Source organism: Janthinobacterium sp. GW822-FHT07A03 (assembly GCF_058798815.1).
Genome location: NZ_JBXAKW010000003.1, coordinates 514,438 through 531,780 on the forward strand (window position 1 = coordinate 514,438; position 17,343 = coordinate 531,780).

Annotated in this window: 15 protein-coding genes; 9 read left to right on the plus strand and 6 right to left on the minus strand. The window is 62.8% G+C overall.

The window, feature by feature from the left end; genetic code table 11:
• Window positions 1–92: 92 nt before the first annotated feature.
• Window positions 93–569, plus strand: a complete 477-nt coding sequence (gene bfr / locus AC1RJW_RS11945) for a bacterioferritin (RefSeq protein ID WP_010401839.1) — start codon at window positions 93–95, stop codon at window positions 567–569.
• A 197-nt stretch (window positions 570–766) separates the two neighbouring features.
• On the opposite strand, the gene AC1RJW_RS11950 is transcribed toward bfr, so the two are convergent.
• The 5 genes from AC1RJW_RS11950 to AC1RJW_RS11970 form a co-directional block, all read right to left on the minus strand.
• The gene (locus tag AC1RJW_RS11950) at window positions 767–2,095 is read right to left on the minus strand and encodes an MFS transporter (protein ID WP_493045088.1); all 1,329 of its coding nucleotides are present in this window, start codon (window positions 2,093–2,095) and stop codon (window positions 767–769) included.
• Window positions 2,092–3,966 (minus strand): alpha-amylase family glycosyl hydrolase, encoded by a 1,875-nt coding sequence (locus tag AC1RJW_RS11955; protein ID WP_493045089.1) that lies wholly within the window; start codon window positions 3,964–3,966, stop codon window positions 2,092–2,094. Before AC1RJW_RS11955 ends, AC1RJW_RS11950 begins: the two co-directional genes overlap by 4 nt.
• A 15-nt stretch (window positions 3,967–3,981) precedes the next feature.
• Window positions 3,982–6,276: a TonB-dependent receptor gene (locus AC1RJW_RS11960; protein ID WP_493045090.1), complete on the minus strand. Its 2,295-nt coding sequence runs from the start codon at window positions 6,274–6,276 to the stop codon at window positions 3,982–3,984.
• A 310-nt stretch (window positions 6,277–6,586) separates the two neighbouring features.
• Window positions 6,587–7,615 carry a LacI family DNA-binding transcriptional regulator gene (locus AC1RJW_RS11965; RefSeq protein WP_493045091.1) on the minus strand — a complete coding sequence of 343 codons (1,029 nt, stop codon included), beginning with the start codon at window positions 7,613–7,615 and terminating at the stop codon, window positions 6,587–6,589.
• A 7-nt stretch (window positions 7,616–7,622) separates the two neighbouring features.
• Complete coding sequence (locus AC1RJW_RS11970; protein WP_493045092.1) at window positions 7,623–8,237, minus strand: glutathione S-transferase N-terminal domain-containing protein; 615 nt, start codon at window positions 8,235–8,237, stop codon at window positions 7,623–7,625.
• Between the two features lie 277 nt (window positions 8,238–8,514).
• On the opposite strand from AC1RJW_RS11970, the gene purB reads away from it, so the two are divergent.
• The 7 genes from purB (at window position 8,515) to AC1RJW_RS12005 (ending at window position 14,813) form a co-directional block, all read left to right on the plus strand.
• Window positions 8,515–9,894, plus strand: coding sequence for an adenylosuccinate lyase (gene purB / locus AC1RJW_RS11975; protein ID WP_493045093.1), 1,380 nt, complete (start codon window positions 8,515–8,517; stop codon window positions 9,892–9,894).
• Window positions 9,895–10,079: 185 nt separating this feature from the next.
• Window positions 10,080–10,604, plus strand: a complete 525-nt coding sequence (locus AC1RJW_RS11980) for a cytochrome b (protein ID WP_070311507.1) — start codon at window positions 10,080–10,082, stop codon at window positions 10,602–10,604.
• 44 nt (window positions 10,605–10,648) lie between these two features.
• Window positions 10,649–11,203 carry a YceI family protein gene (locus AC1RJW_RS11985; RefSeq protein WP_070290826.1) on the plus strand — a complete coding sequence of 185 codons (555 nt, stop codon included), beginning with the start codon at window positions 10,649–10,651 and terminating at the stop codon, window positions 11,201–11,203.
• A 139-nt stretch (window positions 11,204–11,342) separates the two neighbouring features.
• The gene (locus tag AC1RJW_RS11990; protein WP_493045095.1) at window positions 11,343–11,918 is read left to right on the plus strand and encodes a YceI family protein; all 576 of its coding nucleotides are present in this window, start codon (window positions 11,343–11,345) and stop codon (window positions 11,916–11,918) included.
• A gap of 166 nt (window positions 11,919–12,084) precedes the next feature.
• Window positions 12,085–12,354: a GlsB/YeaQ/YmgE family stress response membrane protein gene (locus tag AC1RJW_RS11995; protein ID WP_071075198.1), complete on the plus strand. Its 270-nt coding sequence runs from the start codon at window positions 12,085–12,087 to the stop codon at window positions 12,352–12,354.
• Between the two features lie 77 nt (window positions 12,355–12,431).
• Window positions 12,432–12,554, plus strand: coding sequence for a hypothetical protein (locus AC1RJW_RS12000; protein WP_493045096.1), 123 nt, complete (start codon window positions 12,432–12,434; stop codon window positions 12,552–12,554).
• 105 nt (window positions 12,555–12,659) lie between these two features.
• Window positions 12,660–14,813, plus strand: coding sequence for a S46 family peptidase (locus AC1RJW_RS12005; protein WP_493045097.1), 2,154 nt, complete (start codon window positions 12,660–12,662; stop codon window positions 14,811–14,813).
• A gap of 96 nt (window positions 14,814–14,909) precedes the next feature.
• Here the strand turns inward: AC1RJW_RS12005 and AC1RJW_RS12010 are convergent, their stop codons facing one another.
• Window positions 14,910–15,479, minus strand: coding sequence for a hypothetical protein (locus tag AC1RJW_RS12010; RefSeq protein WP_493045098.1), 570 nt, complete (start codon window positions 15,477–15,479; stop codon window positions 14,910–14,912).
• Between the two features lie 152 nt (window positions 15,480–15,631).
• Between AC1RJW_RS12010 and AC1RJW_RS12015 the strand changes: the two genes are divergently transcribed.
• Window positions 15,632–17,320 carry a M14 family zinc carboxypeptidase gene (locus tag AC1RJW_RS12015; RefSeq protein ID WP_493045099.1) on the plus strand — a complete coding sequence of 563 codons (1,689 nt, stop codon included), beginning with the start codon at window positions 15,632–15,634 and terminating at the stop codon, window positions 17,318–17,320.
• The last annotated feature ends 23 nt before the right edge of the window (window positions 17,321–17,343 follow it).

The window sequence follows — 17,343 nt, forward strand, 5'->3', positions numbered from 1 at the left end:
GCGCGCCACCAGGCAGCCCTGCGCCACCCGGCAGTGAACGCCAGCAGCCTGCGGTTTCATCATCGAACGCGACACAGAACAAAGGAATTCCCATGAAGGGCGATAAAGAAGTCATCCGCATGCTCAACGCACAGCTCACCAACGAACTGTCGGCCATCAATCAGTACTTCCTGCATGCACGCATGTACAAGCACTGGGGCCTGGAAAAGCTGGGCAAGAAGGAATATGAGGAATCGATCGGCGAAATGAAACACGCCGACAAGCTGATCGACCGCATCCTGATGCTCGACGGCCTGCCGAACCTGCAAGCGCTGCACAAGCTGCTGATCGGCGAGAACACGCCGGAAATGCTGGAATGCGACTTGAAGCTGGAACGCGCCGCGCACGCCACCGTCAAGGAAGGCATCGCCATCAGCGAAAAAGCGGGCGACTACGTCTCGCGCGACCTGTTCCTGATGATCCTGGAAGACACGGAAGAGCATATCGACTGGCTCGAAACGCAGATCGACCTGATCGCCAAGGTCGGCATCCAGAATTACCTGCAAAGTCAGATGGCCGTCGAAGAGTAATCAGGACACCTGCCAAAACCTACTGCGCGTCGGCATAGGCGGCCTGCGATGCTCACCGGCTCGGCGCCCCCGTACTAAAGTACGGTTGCGCTTCTCGGCCACCTCTTCCTTCCGCTCGCTACGGTTTTATCAGGTGTCGTAACATCATTGGTGGAACAAGAAAAACCGGCAGCTTGCCGGTTTTTTTACGTCCGTCCTCAAGTCTTTTTAGCCTGCGGCGGGCGCAGCCTGACGAACAGCACCGCCACCGCCGCGCACAGCAACAGGGCGCCGGCCAGCCGGATGACGTTCTCCGGATTGCCGCCCAGCCAGCTGCGGTAATACAGGGGCAAGGTGAAGATCTGGATGATCATCGGGATGACGATGAACATATTAAAAATGCCCATGTAGACGCCCGTGCGCTCGGGCGGAATGCAGCCGGCCAGCATGATGTAGGGATTGCCCATGATGCTGGCCCAGGCCAGTCCCACGCCCAGCATGGGCAGCAACAGCAGCGCCGGACTGTGGATCAGCGGGATGCTCAGCATGCCCACGCCGGCCGCGCACAGGCACAGGCTGTGCATGCGCTTGGGGCCGAAGCGGCGCGTGAACGGCACCAGCGCAAAGGCGGCGACAAAGGCGACGAAATTGTAGAAGGCGCCCACCTGCCCGTTCAGCAGGCCGGCGTCGCGGAAGCCTTGCGACGCGGGGTCCGTCGTGTGAAACAGGGTCGCCGCCAGCGACAGCGCAATGTACTGCCAGTAGCAGAACATGGCGTACCACTGGAACAGGTTGACGAGGGCCAGCTGCTTCATCGTCGGCGGCATGTCGCGCAGGGCCGCGCCGATATCGGCCAGCGTGTGGCGCCAGCCCGGCGGGCGGCTGCGGATGGCCGCCAGCTCGGCCGCCGTGAGCGGATTTTCCGGCGTCGTCTTCAGGGTCCACAGCACCGAGGCGAGCGAGAACACGGCGCCGATCAGGAAGGCGGCGATGACGATGTGCGGAATATGGCTGCCATTGACGGCATCCTTGTTCATGCCCAGCATGACCAGCAGCGATGGCGTCAGGTAGGCCAGCGTTTGCCCCAGCCCCGTAAACGCGCTTTGCGTGAGAAAACCCAGCGAGTGCTGCTTCTTGTCGAGCTTGTCGCTGACAAAGGCGCGGTACGGCTCCATCGTCACGTTGTTGGCCGCGTCGAGTATCCACAGCAGGCTGGCGGCCATCCACAGGGTGGGGCTGAACGGCATGGCCAGCAGGCCCAGGCTGCACAGGATGGCGCCGATCAGAAAATAGGGCGTGCGGCGCCCCCAGCGCGTCACCGTGCGGTCGCTCAAGGCGCCAATCAGCGGTTGCACGAGCAGCCCCGTCATGGGACCGGCCAGCCACAGGTACGGCAGGCTCGCCTCATCGGCGCCCAGGTATTTATAGATGGGGCTCATGCTGCTTTGCTGTAGCCCAAAACTGAACTGGATGCCGAAAAATCCGACGTTCATGTTGACGATCTGCCAGAACGACAGATGCGGACGGTGCGCGCTGGCGTCGCTCATGCTGGCTCCCGATCTTGCTCCCGCTCCAGCCACAGCATATGCCATGGCTGCAGGCCTACCGTGCCGGCCAGCACGCTGCCATCGAGGCTGTTGCGCCATTCGCCCGCGGGCAAAGTGAAACGCTGGCTGGCGCCGCTGAAGTTGCTCAGGTTGAGAAATCCGTCGCCGCGCAGCAGTGCCAGCACGGCCGGCGTATCGGCCGGCAGCACGCTGCGCGGCGCGGCGGCGGCCAGGGCAGGCAAGCGCCGGCGCGCGTCGATCAGCTGGCGCAGCGCCAGGTACAGCCGGCCGCTGGCGCTCACGCCATCGTGGCGCCATGCCAGCAAACTGTCGTCGAACGCGGGACGCTGCAGCCAGCGGCTGTCCATCGCCCGGTCGGCCCGCTGCGTGTAGCTGTGATCGTTGGTCATGCCCAGTTCATCGCCCATGTACAGCACGGGCAAGGCGCCAAAGCTCAAGGCCAGGCCATGCAGCAGCAGCAGACGCCGCAACGCGTATTCCTGCTCCTGCACCGTGACGGCGCTTTCCAGGCCAGCCAGCGAGGCGGCCATGCCGTTGCTGCCATGCGCCCTGTCGGCGCTGCTGCTCTGGAAGGCGGCGCCGCGCGCATAGCTGCCGGTGGCGCCGGCAAAGAACTGCGCGATGCGTGCCAGGCGCGCCGGCCCGTTCGCGCCCGCCTCATTGAGCAGCACGTTCCAGCCGATGTCGTCGTGGCAGCGCACATAACTGAGCCAGCTTGCGGCCGGCGGCAGCGGCGGCGTGGCGGCGATCACCTGCTGCAGCAAGTCCGTGCTTTCCTCCGCCAGCGCGCACCAGCCGGCGGCCATCAGGCTGCTGTGATAGGCGATATGGCACTCGGGCGCCGCATCGCTGCCAAAGTAGGCGGGCAGCTTGGGCGTTGGCACGATGGCTTCGGCCTTGAGCAGCACGCCGGGCGCGACGATGGCGGCAATCGCCCGCAAGGCTTGCAGCAGGCTGTGGGCTTCGGGCTGGTTCATGCAGTCCGTACCGTCGCGCTTCCACAGGAAGGCCGTCGAATCGAGGCGGAACACCTCGATTCCCTTGTTGGCCAGGCCCAGCATGGCGCCGGCCATGGCCGCGAAGACGGCCGGATTGGCGTAATTCAGATCCCACTGGTACGGGTAAAACGTGGTCCAGACCCAGCGCTGGAGTTCCGGCACGAACGTGAAATTGCCGGGCGCCGCCTGCGGAAAGACCTGGCCCACGGTGCGCTCGTAGCGGTCCGGCTGCACGCGGTCGGGATAGGTGTGGAAAAAATCGCGCAGCAGCGCGTCGCCCGCCTTGGCGCCCAGCGCCCAAGCATGGTCGTCGGCCACGTGATTGAGGATCAGGTCCGAGCACAGGCTGATGCCGGCCGCGCGCAGCTGCGCCGTCAATGCCAGCAGGTCGGCATTGCTGCCCAGAGCGGGGTCGACTTCCTCGAAGCTGGCGACGGCAAAACCCCCATCGCTTTCGCCGGCCCGCGCACGCAAGAACGGCAGCAGGTGCAAATAGGTCACGCCCAGTTCGCGCAGGTGGCCAATGCGCGCCGCCACGCCCTGCAGGTTGCCGCCGAAGCGCTGCACGTAGGCGCTGTAGCCCAGCATGGACTGGCTGGCAAACCAGTCCGGCTGTTCTTCGCGCTGCGCATCCTGCCGCAGCAGCGCCGGCGCGCGCGCCGCATACAGCCGCCCCACGCTTTCCATCAGGTCGCCCAGCCAGGGCAGGAAGTCAGGCCGCTGGCCATACAGACCGCCCAGGCGGTCGAGCAAGACCGCCTCCTGGCGCGCATAGCGGCGCGCCGCGTCGTCGCGCAAGTGCGTGGGGAGCGGCGCCAGCAGGCGCGCCAGAGGGCTGCGTATCGACATCATGAATCCTATCCTTGCTTAAAATGCGTATTTCAGGCTGACCTTGACGGCGCGCCCCGTGATCGAGCGGGCCGCATGGCCATCGCCCTCGACTTCCGTATAGCCGATCTTGTTGAGCAGATTGTTCGCCGTCAGCGCCACCTGCATTTGCGGCGTGAGCTGGTAATTGACGAAGGCGTTGAGTACCTGATAGGCGGGCAAGGTGATCGTGTGCGCATCGTCGCCCCACGACTTGCCCGTGCCGACCAGGCTGGCGCCCAGGGTGGCGGCTCCCCATTCATAGGTGGGCGCGATCTGGTACACGACGCGCGCCTGGCGCCGCGGCGTATTGCCGATCAGCGCCACGTCGGCCGCCGCCGTGCCCGTGATCTCGGCATCCGTGAACGTCAATCCGCCATTGATGCGGAAGTCGCCGGCGCTGTAGGCCGCTTCCAGTTCCACGCCCTTGGCTTCATAGCTGTTGGCCGTGCGCAGCTGGGTGGTCGCTTCGTAATTGCTTTCCCTGGTCTTGGCCTGGAACACGGTCACAAAGGTGCTCAGGGGGCCCTGGCGCCATTTCACGCCGCCTTCGAGCTGGCGCACGGTGTTCATCGCCACCGGCACGCTGCCATCGAGCGGCGTGCCGAACAGGATACGGTCGGCATTGAAAGCCACGCCTTCGCTGACGCGGGCAAACACGGCCAGGCTGGCTTGCAGCTTGTAGTTCGCACCCAGCGAGTACGAGGTGTGGCCCAGGGTGTAGTCGACCTGCTGCACCGTCGACGGCAGATAGGCTTGCGCGCCGGTGGCGATATTGGCCGTGCCGCTGGCATGCTGGCGGTCGCGCCGCAAGCCGCCGTCGAGGTTCAGCGCGCCGCTTTCCCAGGCCAGGTTCAGGTAGGGCGACGTCGTGCGGTACTCCATGTCGACGGCGCGCGAGCAGCAGGCGCCAAAGGCCGGGCCGATGTAGCCTGGGGTGCCGCTGGCCGTCTGCAGCAGCGCCGGCTGGTCGCCCGTGGCCTGCATCAGGTATTCATTGAAGTTCCAGGTCAGGCCCAGCTTTTGCTGCGACAGGTACAGGCCGGCCGTGGTGGTCAGCTTGCCGCTGTCGAGCACGAACGTCCTGGCCAGCTTGGTGTCGCTCAGGGTGTTGCTGGCGTCGTCGATGGACGTGTTGAACACCACGGCGGAAAACGCGCGGCCCGTGTAGGGCTTGCCCTGGTTCGGGCCGCTGGCAAACACATAGCTGCCGTCGCTGCCGTTATTCGACGGGAAGACGCCGATGAAGCGCCCCGAATTGTCGGCGTGGCGGAAGTTTTCGCTCACGCTCCAGCCCTGCCCCAGCTTGAACGATGCCTCCAGGCCCACGGTATCGCTTTTGACATGCAAGCCGTCGTTGACGCGGGTGGCTACGCGCTGGTTATCCTTGTTCAGCACCATGTCGGGCACCCAGTACGGCGAATAGAAGCTGGCCTTGCGCGGGTCGATGCCGGCGATTTCCCCGATGCGGCCATCGCGCACGCTGACCGGCACCGGCAGGGCCGTGGGCGACTGGTCGTCGAGGTGCTTGAACGACAGGCGCACGAAGCCGCTGTCGAATTCATGCGTGACATTGCCGCGGATCTGGCCGCCCTTTTCGCTGTTGACGCCACTGTGGCGGATGCCTTCGCCCGTGCGCCAGGAGCCGCCGATGAAGAAGCGCGTGCGCTCCGACACCGGCGCGCCATAGTCGAAGTCGACCCTCGTCTGGTCGTAGCCCAGGCCGCGGCTGATGGCCACGCTGCCGCCCTTCTCCTTGCCGTTCTTGCTGATGAAATTGATGATGCCGCCCGGCGAATTGGTGGCCAGGGTGGAGGCCGAACCGCCGCGCACCACTTCCAGGTGGTCGAGCGTGGAATCGATCTTGACGAAGCTGTCGGGCGTGGTGAAGTTGAAGTCGCCGAACTGCAGCACCGGCAAGCCATCTTCCTGGATCTGCACGTAGCGCGCGCCGCCGGCGGAAATGGGCAGGCCGCGCACGGTGATGTTGGCATTGCCTTCGCCGCCCGAGGACTCGGCCCGCAAGCCCGGCACCGAGCGCAGGACTTCGGCGGCGCTGGTCGGTGCATTGTGCAGGATGGTGTCGAGTTCCATGCTGCTGACGGAATTGCTCGATTTCATTTTGGACGTGCCGCCGGTGGTGCCCGTGACCACGATGCGTTCCAGGTTCAGGCCATCGGCAGGGGCGGCGCTGGCGGTGTCGCCGGCCGATTGCGCCTGGGCGGCGCCCAGTTGCAGCATGGCCAGGGCGACGGCTGCGGCCATGCCGCCGCGTTGAGCAGTACGTGTCTTCATCTTGTCTCCAATGTTGTATGCCGATACGTCGAGGTATCGGCTTGTTATGAGTCCTGGCCGCCGCATGCCGTGGCGCGCTGGCTGGGCCGGTACGTCATTATTCAACGAATAAGAATTTATTGCAATCGATTGCAATCGAGCACTGCAACATGAAAATATTGTTGTTTTTAAGGGAAAACTATGGGCGAGACAGAGCGAATAAAGCGGGGTTTGACGTGAATTCAGCGTTTTTCATGCTGCGTCGCAGCATGAAAATAAAGGGGGAAATTTGAATTTATTGCAATCGGTTGCAATGACTGACAACGACGCTTCAGCGGCCCGAGGCGCGTACTATCAGCTCGGTTGGCAATTGCCGGGATGGCGCAGGCGCGCCGTCGACCAGCGCCAGCAGCGAGGCCACCAGCGCGCGCCCGGCGGTGCGGATCGGCTGGCGCACGGTGGTCAGCGGCGGATGGAAATACGCGGCCAGTTCGATATCGTCATAGCCGACCACGGCCACCTGCTCCGGCACGGCCACGCCGCGCGCGCGCAGGGCGCTGATGGCGCTCATGGCCAGCAAGTCGCTGCAGGCAAAGATGGCGTCGAACGGCAGCTGGCGGTCCAGCAGTTCCTGCACGTCCGTCGCGCCGCCCTGCGGCAGGAAGGAGCCGGCCACGTACAGTTGCGGATCGGGCGCCAGCCCTTGCGCGGCCAGCGCCTGCACATAACCCTGGTGGCGCTGCGCCACTTCGGGCAGCTTGGCGTCGCCAAAGAAGGCGATGCGCCGGCACCCCGCCGCCAGCAAGTGTTCCGTGGCCAGCCTGCCGCCGGCGACGTTATCGCCGCCGACGGTGCAATACAGCTGCTGCGGCAATTGCGCGCCCCACACGACGATGGGCACCTGGCGCGCGGCCAGCTGGTTCAGTTGTTCATGGTGGCGCCACTGGCCGATCAGGATGATGCCGATCACGCGGCCGCTGTCGAAGGACTGGGCCGCCGCATCGAGCGTTTCGGCATCCACGCGTGAAATGAGCATGTCGAAGCCCTGTTCCGTCAGCGCATCGGCCAGACTGCCCAGCATGCTGAGGAAAAAAGGATCGGACAGGTGCTGGCGCGTGGCCGCGTCATACGGCACCACCACGCCCACCGTGCGGTTCTGTTTCAGGCGCAGGTTTTGCGCGCCGATATTGATGGAATACTTGAGCGAACGGGCCAGCGCGATGACGCGCGCGCGCGTCTCTTCATTGACCAGCGAACTGCCGCTCAGCGCGCGCGACACGGTCGACGTGGACACGCCGGCCAGGCGCGCGATATCGGCCATCTGCAAGCGCTGCTGCGCCTTCGAGTCGGGACCGGTCATCGTGCGCTCACTGCGGCGCGGTGTCCTTGAACGATGGGCGCTCGGACAGCTTGTCAAACAGGCGCGCCAGCGCCGGGTGATCCGCGCGCCAGTCGATTTCCGGGAAGCGGAAGCTGAGCCAGCCCAGGGTGCAGCCCACGGCCACGTCGGCCAGCGTATAGTTCTTGCCGGCGCAATATGCGCTCTCGCCCAGGCGCGCTTCCAGCGCCGCGAGGCCCAGGGTGACTTTTTCCAGCTGGCGCGCGATCCAGGCCGCGCTTTGCTGCTCGGGCGGGCGCTGCGTGCGCTCCAGGCGTACCAGCACGCCCGCGTCGAGGATGCCGTCGGCCAGCGCTTCCCAGTTCTTGATATCGGCCCGCTCGCGGCCATTGCCGCCGGCCGGCAGCAGCTTGCACACGGGCGTGAGCGTGTCGAGGTATTCGACGATGACTTTCGAGTCGATCAGCGTGCTGCCATCCTCCATCACCAGGCAAGGCACTTTGCCCAGGGGATTGGCCTGGGCGATGCGGGTTTCCGGCACCCACACGTTTTCCAGCTCGAAGACATAGTCGAGCTTTTTTTCCGCCAGCACGATACGGGCTTTGCGGACATACGGGCTGGCGAGGGAACCGATCAGTTTCATAGGTACTTTAAGGTAAAGGAGCAGCAAGCAGTATAGCATCGGCGGCAGCGGCGTTTGGCAGCACGCGCCCAGCCGTCTCCATGGTGTGGCAGGCATGCCGCATCGGGGCCGGATTCGGCCCGAATGCGGTGCGCCGGCGCCCGATGGACGGCTGGCCAGCGGCCAGCGGTGGTAAAATCGCCCTTTACTGTGGCGCCGTCAGTGTTGCTGTATTGCAATAACCCTGCCCTCCCCGCGCGCCACACGCCAACCGTTTCTTTAACTTGCGTCCGCTCTCATGACTTCTACTACTCCGTATTCCACGCTGTCGGCCCTGTCTCCGCTCGATGGCCGCTACGCCAGCAAGACCGATCTGCTGCGCCCGATCCTGTCCGAAGCCGGTTTCATGCACCACCGCGTGAAAGTGGAAATCTCCTGGCTGCAAGCGCTGTCGCAAGCCGGTTTCGCCGAAATCAAGCCGTTTTCGGCAGAAGCGAGCGCCCTGCTCGACAAGATGGCGGCCGATTTCTCGGAAGCCGACGCGGCCCGCATCAAGGCCATCGAAGCGGTCACCAACCATGACGTCAAGGCCGTCGAGTACTGGCTCAAGGAACAAGTGGCGGACGTGCCGGAACTGGTGGCGGCGTCGGAATTCATCCATTTCGCCTGCACCTCGGAAGACATCAACAACACCTCGCACGGCATGATGCTCAAGGCCGCGCGCGACGGCGTGATGCTGCCGGCATTGAACGGCCTGGTGGCCAAGCTGACGCAGATCGCGCACGACAACGCCGACGTGCCGATGCTCTCGCGCACGCACGGCCAGACGGCCAGCCCGACCACCCTGGGCAAGGAATTCGCCAACGTCGTGGCCCGTTTGCAGCGCGCCGTGAAACGCATCGCGCAAGTGGAAATCCTCGGCAAGATGAATGGCGCCGTCGGCAACTACAACGCCCACCTGGCGGCCTACCCCGGCTTCGACTGGCCCGCATTCTCGCAGGCCGTCATCGAACAGCGCCTGGGCCTGGTCTTCAATCCGTACACCATCCAGATCGAGCCGCACGACTACATGGCCGAGCTGTTCGACGCCTTCGCGCGCGCCAACACGATCCTGCTGGACCTGAACCGCGACATCTGGACATACGTCTCGCTGGGCTACTTCAAGCAGAAACTGAAAGCGGGCGAAATCGGTTCGTCGACCATGCCGCACAAGGTCAACCCGATCGACTTCGAAAACTCGGAAGGCAACCTGGGCCTGGCCAACGCCGTGCTGAAACACCTGTCGGAAAAACTGCCCGTCTCGCGCATGCAGCGCGATTTGACCGATTCGACCGTGCTGCGCAACATCGGCGTGGGCCTCGGTTACACCTTGCTGGCGTATGACAGCTGCCTGCGCGGCCTGAACAAGCTGGAAGTGAACCACGCGCGCCTGGCGCAAGACCTGGACGCGACCTGGGAAGTGCTGGCCGAGCCCGTACAAACCGTGATGCGCCGCTATGGCATCGAAAACCCGTACGAGCAGCTGAAAGAGCTGACGCGCGGCAAGGGCATCTCGAAAGAAGCGCTGCAAACCTTCGTCAATGGCCTGGCCATTCCGCAGGATGCCAAGGACGTGCTGCTGACCATGACGCCGGGCAACTACATCGGTATCGCGGCGCAATTGGCCAAAGCCATCTAAGCAGTTTCCACATGGGGATCGTCCGATCCCACTCCCGCGGGGCGGCCAGCACACAAATGCTGCCCGCCCCGCGGTTTTTCCTGCACTCTTTCTTGTAGAATCTCCAGCACGCAGCGCAATTTGATTTTCTTTGGTATATTAGGCCGAATTAGTCCTAATACGTACTACATTCAAGAAAGCCATCGATGCAACGCTACACCACCACCGCCATCATCCTGCACTGGCTGACCGCCCTGCTGATCATCAGCGCCTTCGTCATGGGCCTGGTCATGACGGATATTCCCGGCCTGACGCCCACCAAGCTCAAATATTTCTCCTGGCACAAATGGCTGGGCGTGACCGTGCTGGCCATCGCCGCCATCCGCCTGCTGTGGCGCAAGGCCAACGTGCCGCCGCCGCACCCGGCCAGCATGGTTGCCTGGCAAAAGAAGGCGGCCGACGCCATGCATGTGCTGCTGTACATCCTGATCTTCGCCGTGCCCATCTCCGGCTACCTGTACACCCTGGCCGCCGGCGTGCCGGTGGTCTACCTGGGCCTGTTCCAGCTGCCCGTCATCATGGCGCCAAACCCGGAACTTAAGCCGCTTTTAAAAGAGATTCATTATGTTCTGAACATGACGATGGCAGCCGCCGTGGCCGCCCATGTGCTGGCGGCGCTGAAGCACCAGTTCATCGACCGTGATGGCGTCCTCAAGCGCATGCTGCCCTGACATCGACGTCCCCTTGCTCACTGAAACTACAGGAAAAAAACAAGATGAAAACCACCCAACGCATCGTCCTCGCTTCCCTGCTGGGCCTGTCCGTGGCCGCCACCGCCGCCACCCTGCTGAAAGTCGACCCCGCCAAGACCAGCGTGTCGGCCGTGTTCAAGCAAATGAACGTGCCCGTGGAAGCGAAGTTCAAGAAATTCAATATCGCCATCGATTACAACCCGGCCACGCCGGATGCCTCGAAAGCGTCGGTGGAAATCGAGACCGCCAGCATCGATATCGGCGACCCCGAGTACAACAAGGAAGTGGCCAAGAAAGAATGGTTCAACTCGGCCCAGTTCCCGAAAGCCACCTTTGTCTCGAGCAGCATCAAGGCGGCCGGCGCGGGCAAGCTGACGGTTACCGGCAAGCTGAGCATCAAAGGCAAGACCACGGACGTGACCTTCCCCCTGGCGGTAAAAGCCGACGGCGGCAAATACGCGTTTGACGGCGCCCTGCCGATCAAGCGCCTGACCTACAACATCGGCGAAGGCGAGTGGAAGGACACGAGCATGGTTGCGGACGAGGTCACCATCAAATTCCACGTCGCCGCGCAATAACACCTGAGAAAACGTCCATGACTGCGTTGCTCTTGCCTCGTCGTACTATTCGTACTGCCTTCGGCAAGGCGCCTTGTCCTGAACGTTTTTCAGGCGTTACCAAAAACAACCCCACAACCTGTTCAACTTTAGGATCTGCATGAAATTTTCGCACTTGATGATCGCCGTGCTGGCAGCCGCCGGCGCGGGTTCGGCCATGGCCGCTACCGACACCTACAACCTCGACCCGACGCATACCTTCCCCAGCTTTGAAGCCGATCACATGGGCATGTCCGTGTGGCGCGGCAAGTTCAACAAGACCAAGGGCACGGTTTCCCTGGACCGCGCCGCCAAGAGCGGCAGCCTGGACCTGGTCATCGATGCCGATTCGATCGACTTCGGCCTCGATGCCATGAACACGCACGCGAAAAAAGCGGACATGTTCAACGTCGAGAAATTCCCGCAAATCACCTACAAGAGCACCTCGCTCAAGTTCAACGGCGAGCAGCTGGTGGAAGTCGATGGCGAACTGACCCTGCTGGGCGTGACCAAGCCCGTCAAGTTGAACGTGAGCAAGTTCAAGTGCATCATGCACCCGCGCTACAAGCGTGAAGTGTGCGGCGCCGACGCCACGGCGGAATTCAAGCGCAGCGACTTTGGCCTGAACTACGGCATGCCGGCGTTCTCGCCGGAAGTCAAGCTGGCCATCCAGGTTGAAGCGATCAAGGCCGACTAAACACGACCTTGCCGCATGACAAGCCCGCCTCGCTGCCCGCAGCCAGGCGGGCTTTTGCATGCGCCATGCGAATCCGCTGGACTTTTCTATCGTGCGGCATCACTATCCATTGGCATGATGTTGTTCTGACATGACACAACCACTTATCCACCGCGCGGAGGACTACATGAATTTCATTATCTGGATCGTTATTGGCGGCGTCATCGGCTGGCTGGCCAGCATGGTCATGAAAACCGATGCGCAACAGGGCATCTTCCTCAATATCGTCGTCGGCATCGTCGGCGCCTTCCTGGGCGGCTGGCTGCTGGCGCCCCTGTTCGGCACAGGCACCATCAATAGCGACAATTTCAGCCTGTCTTCGCTGCTCGTTTCGTTCCTGGGCGCCGTGATCCTGCTGGGCATCGTCAATCTTTTGCGCCGCGGCAAAATCCGCTAAGCAAGCAAAAAGCAGGGCATGGCAAGTGGCCGGGCCGCGCAAGCGCCCGGCCATTTTTCATTGCCGCCAGGACACGTATGGACAAATACAACAGCCGCGACACGGAAAAATGCGCGTTGGCGGCCGGTTCCAGCCCCTATGCCAGCGCAAATCATGCCATTCAAGCAACGGCATGCGAGCATGCTGCCCGGAAAATGTGATTGACTAGTGCGAGTTCGATACGGATACTCTATGTCGCCCGCTGCACAATCAGCGGGTACTCCGCTGATTCCGACTTCCCTACAATGTAAAAGAACAGAACTCGAATGAAAAAATCTCTCATCGCGCTCGCCATCCTGAGCAACTTCGCACACGCCGACGAAGGCATGTGGATGCCCCAACAGCTGCCACAAGTAGCCAAGGAACTGAAAGCCGCCGGACTGAAACTCGACCCGGCCACCCTGACCAAACTGACCGAATTCCCGATGGGCGCCATCGTCAGCCTGGGCGGTTGCTCGGCGTCGTTCGTCTCGCCGCAAGGCCTGGTTGCCACCAACCACCATTGCGTCTACAACAGCGTGGCGGTCAATTCGACCAAGGAGCGCGATTTGCTGGCCAACGGTTTCCTGGCCAAGACGTTCGCTGAAGAATTGCCGGCCGCCCCGGGCAGCCGCATCTTCGTCACCTCGGCCGTGACCAATGTCAGCGACAAGATCATCAGCGCCGACGTGGCCAAGCTGCAAGGCAAGGCACGCATTGACGCGATCGAGAAAAACCAGAAGAAACTGGTCGCCGAATGCGAAAAAGAAGCGGGTTTCCGCTGCACCGTGTCGAGCTACTACGGCGGCCTGGAGTTCTACCTGATCAAGCAACTGGAAATCCGCGACGTGCGCCTGGTGCACGCGCCTCCGGCCGGCGTCGGCAAGTTCGGCGGCGACACCGACAACTGGATGTGGCCGCGCCACACGGGCGACTACGGTTTCTACCGCGCCTACGTCAGCAAAGACGGCAAAGCTGCCGATTTCAGCAAGGACAACGTGCCTTACCAGCCAAAACACGTACTGAAACTGGCCAAGGATGGCTTGAAAGAAGGCGATTTCGTCATGGCGCTGGGCTACCCGGGCCGCACCAACCGTCACCGCCTGCCATCGGAAGTGGCGTTCACGTTTGACTGGAACTACCCGGCCTTCGTGAAAGCGTCGGGCGAAACCCTGGCCATCATCGCGCGCGAAACCAAGGACAACAAGGACGTTGCCCTGAAATACGCGGGTCAAGTTGCTGGCGTGAACAATTACTACAAGAACCGCCAAGGCATGCTCGATTCCTACGCCGGCAGCGACTTCCTGGCGCGCAAGACAACGGAACACGAAGCCCTGAAAACCTGGGTCAACGCTAATCCTGCCCGCAAGGCGGAGTTTGCCGGCGACATCGAGCAAGTGGAAAAACTGATCGCCGAACGCGATGCCGACACCAAGCGCGACTTCTTCCTGGGCTACGCCCAGCCACGCCTGCTGAACACGGCACGCAGCCTGTACCGCCTGTCGAACGAAGGCACCAAGGCCGATACGGAACGCAAGTCCGGCTACCAGACGCGCGACTTGCCACGCCTGGAAGCGGGCATCACCTCGGTCGAGCGCACCTACGATGAAAAAGTCGACAAGGCGCTGGTACTGAACAGCCTGACCAAGTACGCCGCGCAACCGGCCGCACAGCGCCGCGCCAGCTTCGACGCCGCCATCGGCATCAAGGACGGCATGTCGCAAGCCGACCTGGCCGCTGCCCTGGACAAACTGTATGCCGGCAGCAAGCTGGGCGACAAGGCCGAGCGCGCAGCCTGGCTGAAACGCACGCCAGCCGAATTCCAGGCCAGCAAGGACAGCTTCATCCAGGCCGCCGTTGCCATGTATCCGGATTCGCTGAAAAACGAAGCGGAAGATGAAGAACTGGCCGGCAAGATCCAGCAAGCCTACGCCAACTACATGAAAGCAAAAATCGCCTTCATGAAGAGCAAGGGCCAAGCCGTCTATCCTGACGCCAACAGCACCCTGCGCGTAACGTTCGGCCGTGTTGCCGGCCGTGACCATGGCGCCGACGGCACCACCTGGACCGCCTTCACCACCGTCAATGGCGTCGCCGCCAAAGCCACGGGCCAGGGCGAGTTCAATGCACCGGCGAATCAGCTGGCCGCGATCAAAGCCAAGGACTTCGGCAAATTTGTCGATCCGAAGCTGAAAACCGTGCCGGTCGACTATCTGGCCACCCTGGACATCACCGGCGGCAACTCCGGTTCGGCTGCCCTGAACTCGAAAGGCGAATTCATCGGCCTGGCATTCGACGGCACGCTGGACTCGATCATTTCCGACTGGGACTACAACAAGGCCAACACCCGTTCGATCCAGGTCGACCTGCGCTACATGTTGTGGAACATGAAACACATCGACCACGCAGATAACCTGCTGAAAGAAATGGGCGCCGAGTAATTCGCGGATAACAACAACTAATAAGCCTGGCAACGGGCGGTTGTTCCCTGAGCCACTCCTGCGGGAGTGGCTTTTTTTTGCCTGTAGCTTAGTGACTTAGCGTTTGACTTTGCTAAAGCGGTAAGACACGGCTTGCTCCTCGCCAAACACGTGCGCGCGGCCACCTCCCAGCGGCAGCATCACCCTCCGGCCATCCTGCAGCAGCAAGGCCAGGTCGGCGCCGGGAAAGCGCTGCGCCAGCAACCCATGCGCTGGCCGAGCCAAGCTGGCGGCGGGAATCACGATGCGGTAATCGCCGTCGCCAAAGTCCAGCAGCAGCGCGGCCACCTCATCCGGCCCCGGCAACGCCGTGATGCGCAGGCGCGTGCCGCCCTTGACGAGCTCGAAAGCCGACCATACGGGCAAGACACGCTGCGTCGCGCCGACTCGCAGCTGCGGCCCCTTGCCCCCATGCGCCGACGTCAGCAAGACGTCAGGCATCTCCTCGGATACCGCCCCATCGACGGCCAGCAGCCAGCCCCGGTAGCGTATCAGCGCGCCCTGTGCGGCGGCCGTCACGGAGCCGCCCTGTGCCACCGGCTCCTTGCTCGCCGGCAAGCGCAACGGCGCCGCCTGCGCCGCCAGGCAAGCCCACCACACCAGTGCCGCCATCGCCGTCCTGCCCATGTCGCCTCCATCCTTGCGCCTGAAACGTATTCATAACACAAGTCCGGCGATCGCCTGCTGTCGCGCATCAAGGCATGAGCGCCGGTGCTACAATTGGCCCCTAGCGGGCGTACTTACCCAGCGCGCCTTCCCCCTCCCAGACTCAGACCGCTATGCCACCAGACTTGCGCACGACCTACGAACTCGGTAACCACAACCAGACCACGACCTGGCTGGAATGCATTACTTTCTATAAAGATCTCGCCGCACGCTACCCGCAGGTGCTGCACTTCGAACAGATCGGCCTGTCCGACTCGGGCGTGCCCATCCACGCTGGCGTCGTCAGCGCGGACGGCGTATTTGACCGCGAGCAAATCAAGCGCGCAGGCCGCACCGTGTTCTTCAACAACAACGGCATCCACCCGGGCGAACCGGAAGGCATCGACGCCTGCATGGCCATCGTGCGCGACCTCTGCACGCAGCCGGAACGCCTGGCGGCGCTGGGCAGCACCGTGCTGCTGTTCATCCCGATCTACAACGTCGACGGCAGCCTGAACCGCGCCAACACGTCGCGCGTAAACCAGGATGGCCCGGAGCAATTCGGTTTCCGCGGCAATAGCCGCCACCTGGACTTGAACCGCGATTTCATCAAGTGCGACAGCCTGAACGCGCAAGTGTTCAACCGCCTGCTGGCCAGCTGGGACCCGGACGTGATGGTCGACACGCACACGTCGAACGGCGCCGACTACCCGTACACGATGACCCTGATCCACACGCAGACGGATAAGCTGGGCAATGGCCTCGGTCCCTTCCTGCAAGACACCATGCTGCCGCATATCTTTGCGGCAATGGAAAGCGCCGGCTGGCCCACGTGCCCGTACGTGAATCCCGTCAAGGACAGCCCCGACCACGGTATCGCCGAATTCCTCGAAGTACCGCGTTTCTCGACGGGTTTTGCGGCCTTGCATCACGTCATCGGCTTCATGCCGGAAACGCACATGTTGAAACCGTTTGCCGACCGCTACGCGTCCATGCGCGCCCTGCTCGACATCACGATGGCGTTCACGGTCCAGCATGGCGAACAGATCAGGCAATTGCGCGCGCAAGCCAAGGCGGCGGGCCGCACGCAAGCCGAATGGCCCATCCACTGGACCATGAATGAAGGGCAGCCGTCGACCTTCCCCTTCAAGGGCTATGCGGCGCAGTACACGCCGAGTATCCTGGGCGACTACCAGCGCCTGTCCTACGACCGCTCGCAGCCGTGGGAACGCGACATCGCCTACTACAACCGTTTCGATGCGGACGTCACCGTGACCGCGCCGAAAGCCTATGTCGTGCCGCAAGCGTGGCGCGAAGTCATCGAGCGGCTGCGCTGGAACGGCGTCGACATGACACGCATCACCGCCGAACAGACGGTAACGGCGCGCTACTACCACATCGCCAACGTCGGCACACGCGCCACCGCCTACGAAGGCCACATGTTCCACGACACGGTGAAGCTGGAAGCGCGCACGGGACAATTCACGCTGCAGGCGGGCGACTACGTGGTCAGCCTGGACCAGGACAACGCGCGCTATGCCGTGGAAACCCTGGAACCCGAGGCGCACGACAGTTTCTTCCGCTGGGGCTTCTTCAACAGCGTGCTGGAAAAGAAAGAAGCGTTTTCCGATTACGTGTTCGAAGACATGGCGTCCGAACTGCTGCGCGACGAACCGGCGCTGGCCGCCAAGTTCGCCGACTGGAAAGCAGCGAATCCAGCCCTGCTGAGCAATCAGGAAGCCGTGCTGGACTTTATCTTCGAGAACTGCCAGCGCTTTGCCGAGCCGGAATGGCGGCGCTATCCCGTGATCGCCCTGATGTAAATCAAGGCTGTAGCGACTGCAAC

Bases quoted from the DNA above. Each gene is read 5' to 3' on its own strand.
- bfr (WP_010401839.1), top strand. From the start codon at position 93: ATGAAGGGCGATAAAGAAGTCATCCGCATGCTCAACGCACAGCTCACC.
- AC1RJW_RS11950 (WP_493045088.1), bottom strand. From the start codon at position 2,095: ATGAGCGACGCCAGCGCGCACCGTCCGCATCTGTCGTTCTGGCAGATC.
- AC1RJW_RS11955 (WP_493045089.1), bottom strand. From the start codon at position 3,966: ATGATGTCGATACGCAGCCCTCTGGCGCGCCTGCTGGCGCCGCTCCCC.
- AC1RJW_RS11960 (WP_493045090.1), bottom strand. From the start codon at position 6,276: ATGAAGACACGTACTGCTCAACGCGGCGGCATGGCCGCAGCCGTCGCC.
- AC1RJW_RS11965 (WP_493045091.1), bottom strand. From the start codon at position 7,615: ATGACCGGTCCCGACTCGAAGGCGCAGCAGCGCTTGCAGATGGCCGAT.
- AC1RJW_RS11970 (WP_493045092.1), bottom strand. From the start codon at position 8,237: ATGAAACTGATCGGTTCCCTCGCCAGCCCGTATGTCCGCAAAGCCCGT.
- purB (WP_493045093.1), top strand. From the start codon at position 8,515: ATGACTTCTACTACTCCGTATTCCACGCTGTCGGCCCTGTCTCCGCTC.
- AC1RJW_RS11980 (WP_070311507.1), top strand. From the start codon at position 10,080: ATGCAACGCTACACCACCACCGCCATCATCCTGCACTGGCTGACCGCC.
- AC1RJW_RS11985 (WP_070290826.1), top strand. From the start codon at position 10,649: ATGAAAACCACCCAACGCATCGTCCTCGCTTCCCTGCTGGGCCTGTCC.
- AC1RJW_RS11990 (WP_493045095.1), top strand. From the start codon at position 11,343: ATGAAATTTTCGCACTTGATGATCGCCGTGCTGGCAGCCGCCGGCGCG.
- AC1RJW_RS11995 (WP_071075198.1), top strand. From the start codon at position 12,085: ATGAATTTCATTATCTGGATCGTTATTGGCGGCGTCATCGGCTGGCTG.
- AC1RJW_RS12000 (WP_493045096.1), top strand. From the start codon at position 12,432: ATGGACAAATACAACAGCCGCGACACGGAAAAATGCGCGTTGGCGGCC.
- AC1RJW_RS12005 (WP_493045097.1), top strand. From the start codon at position 12,660: ATGAAAAAATCTCTCATCGCGCTCGCCATCCTGAGCAACTTCGCACAC.
- AC1RJW_RS12010 (WP_493045098.1), bottom strand. From the start codon at position 15,479: ATGGGCAGGACGGCGATGGCGGCACTGGTGTGGTGGGCTTGCCTGGCG.
- AC1RJW_RS12015 (WP_493045099.1), top strand. From the start codon at position 15,632: ATGCCACCAGACTTGCGCACGACCTACGAACTCGGTAACCACAACCAG.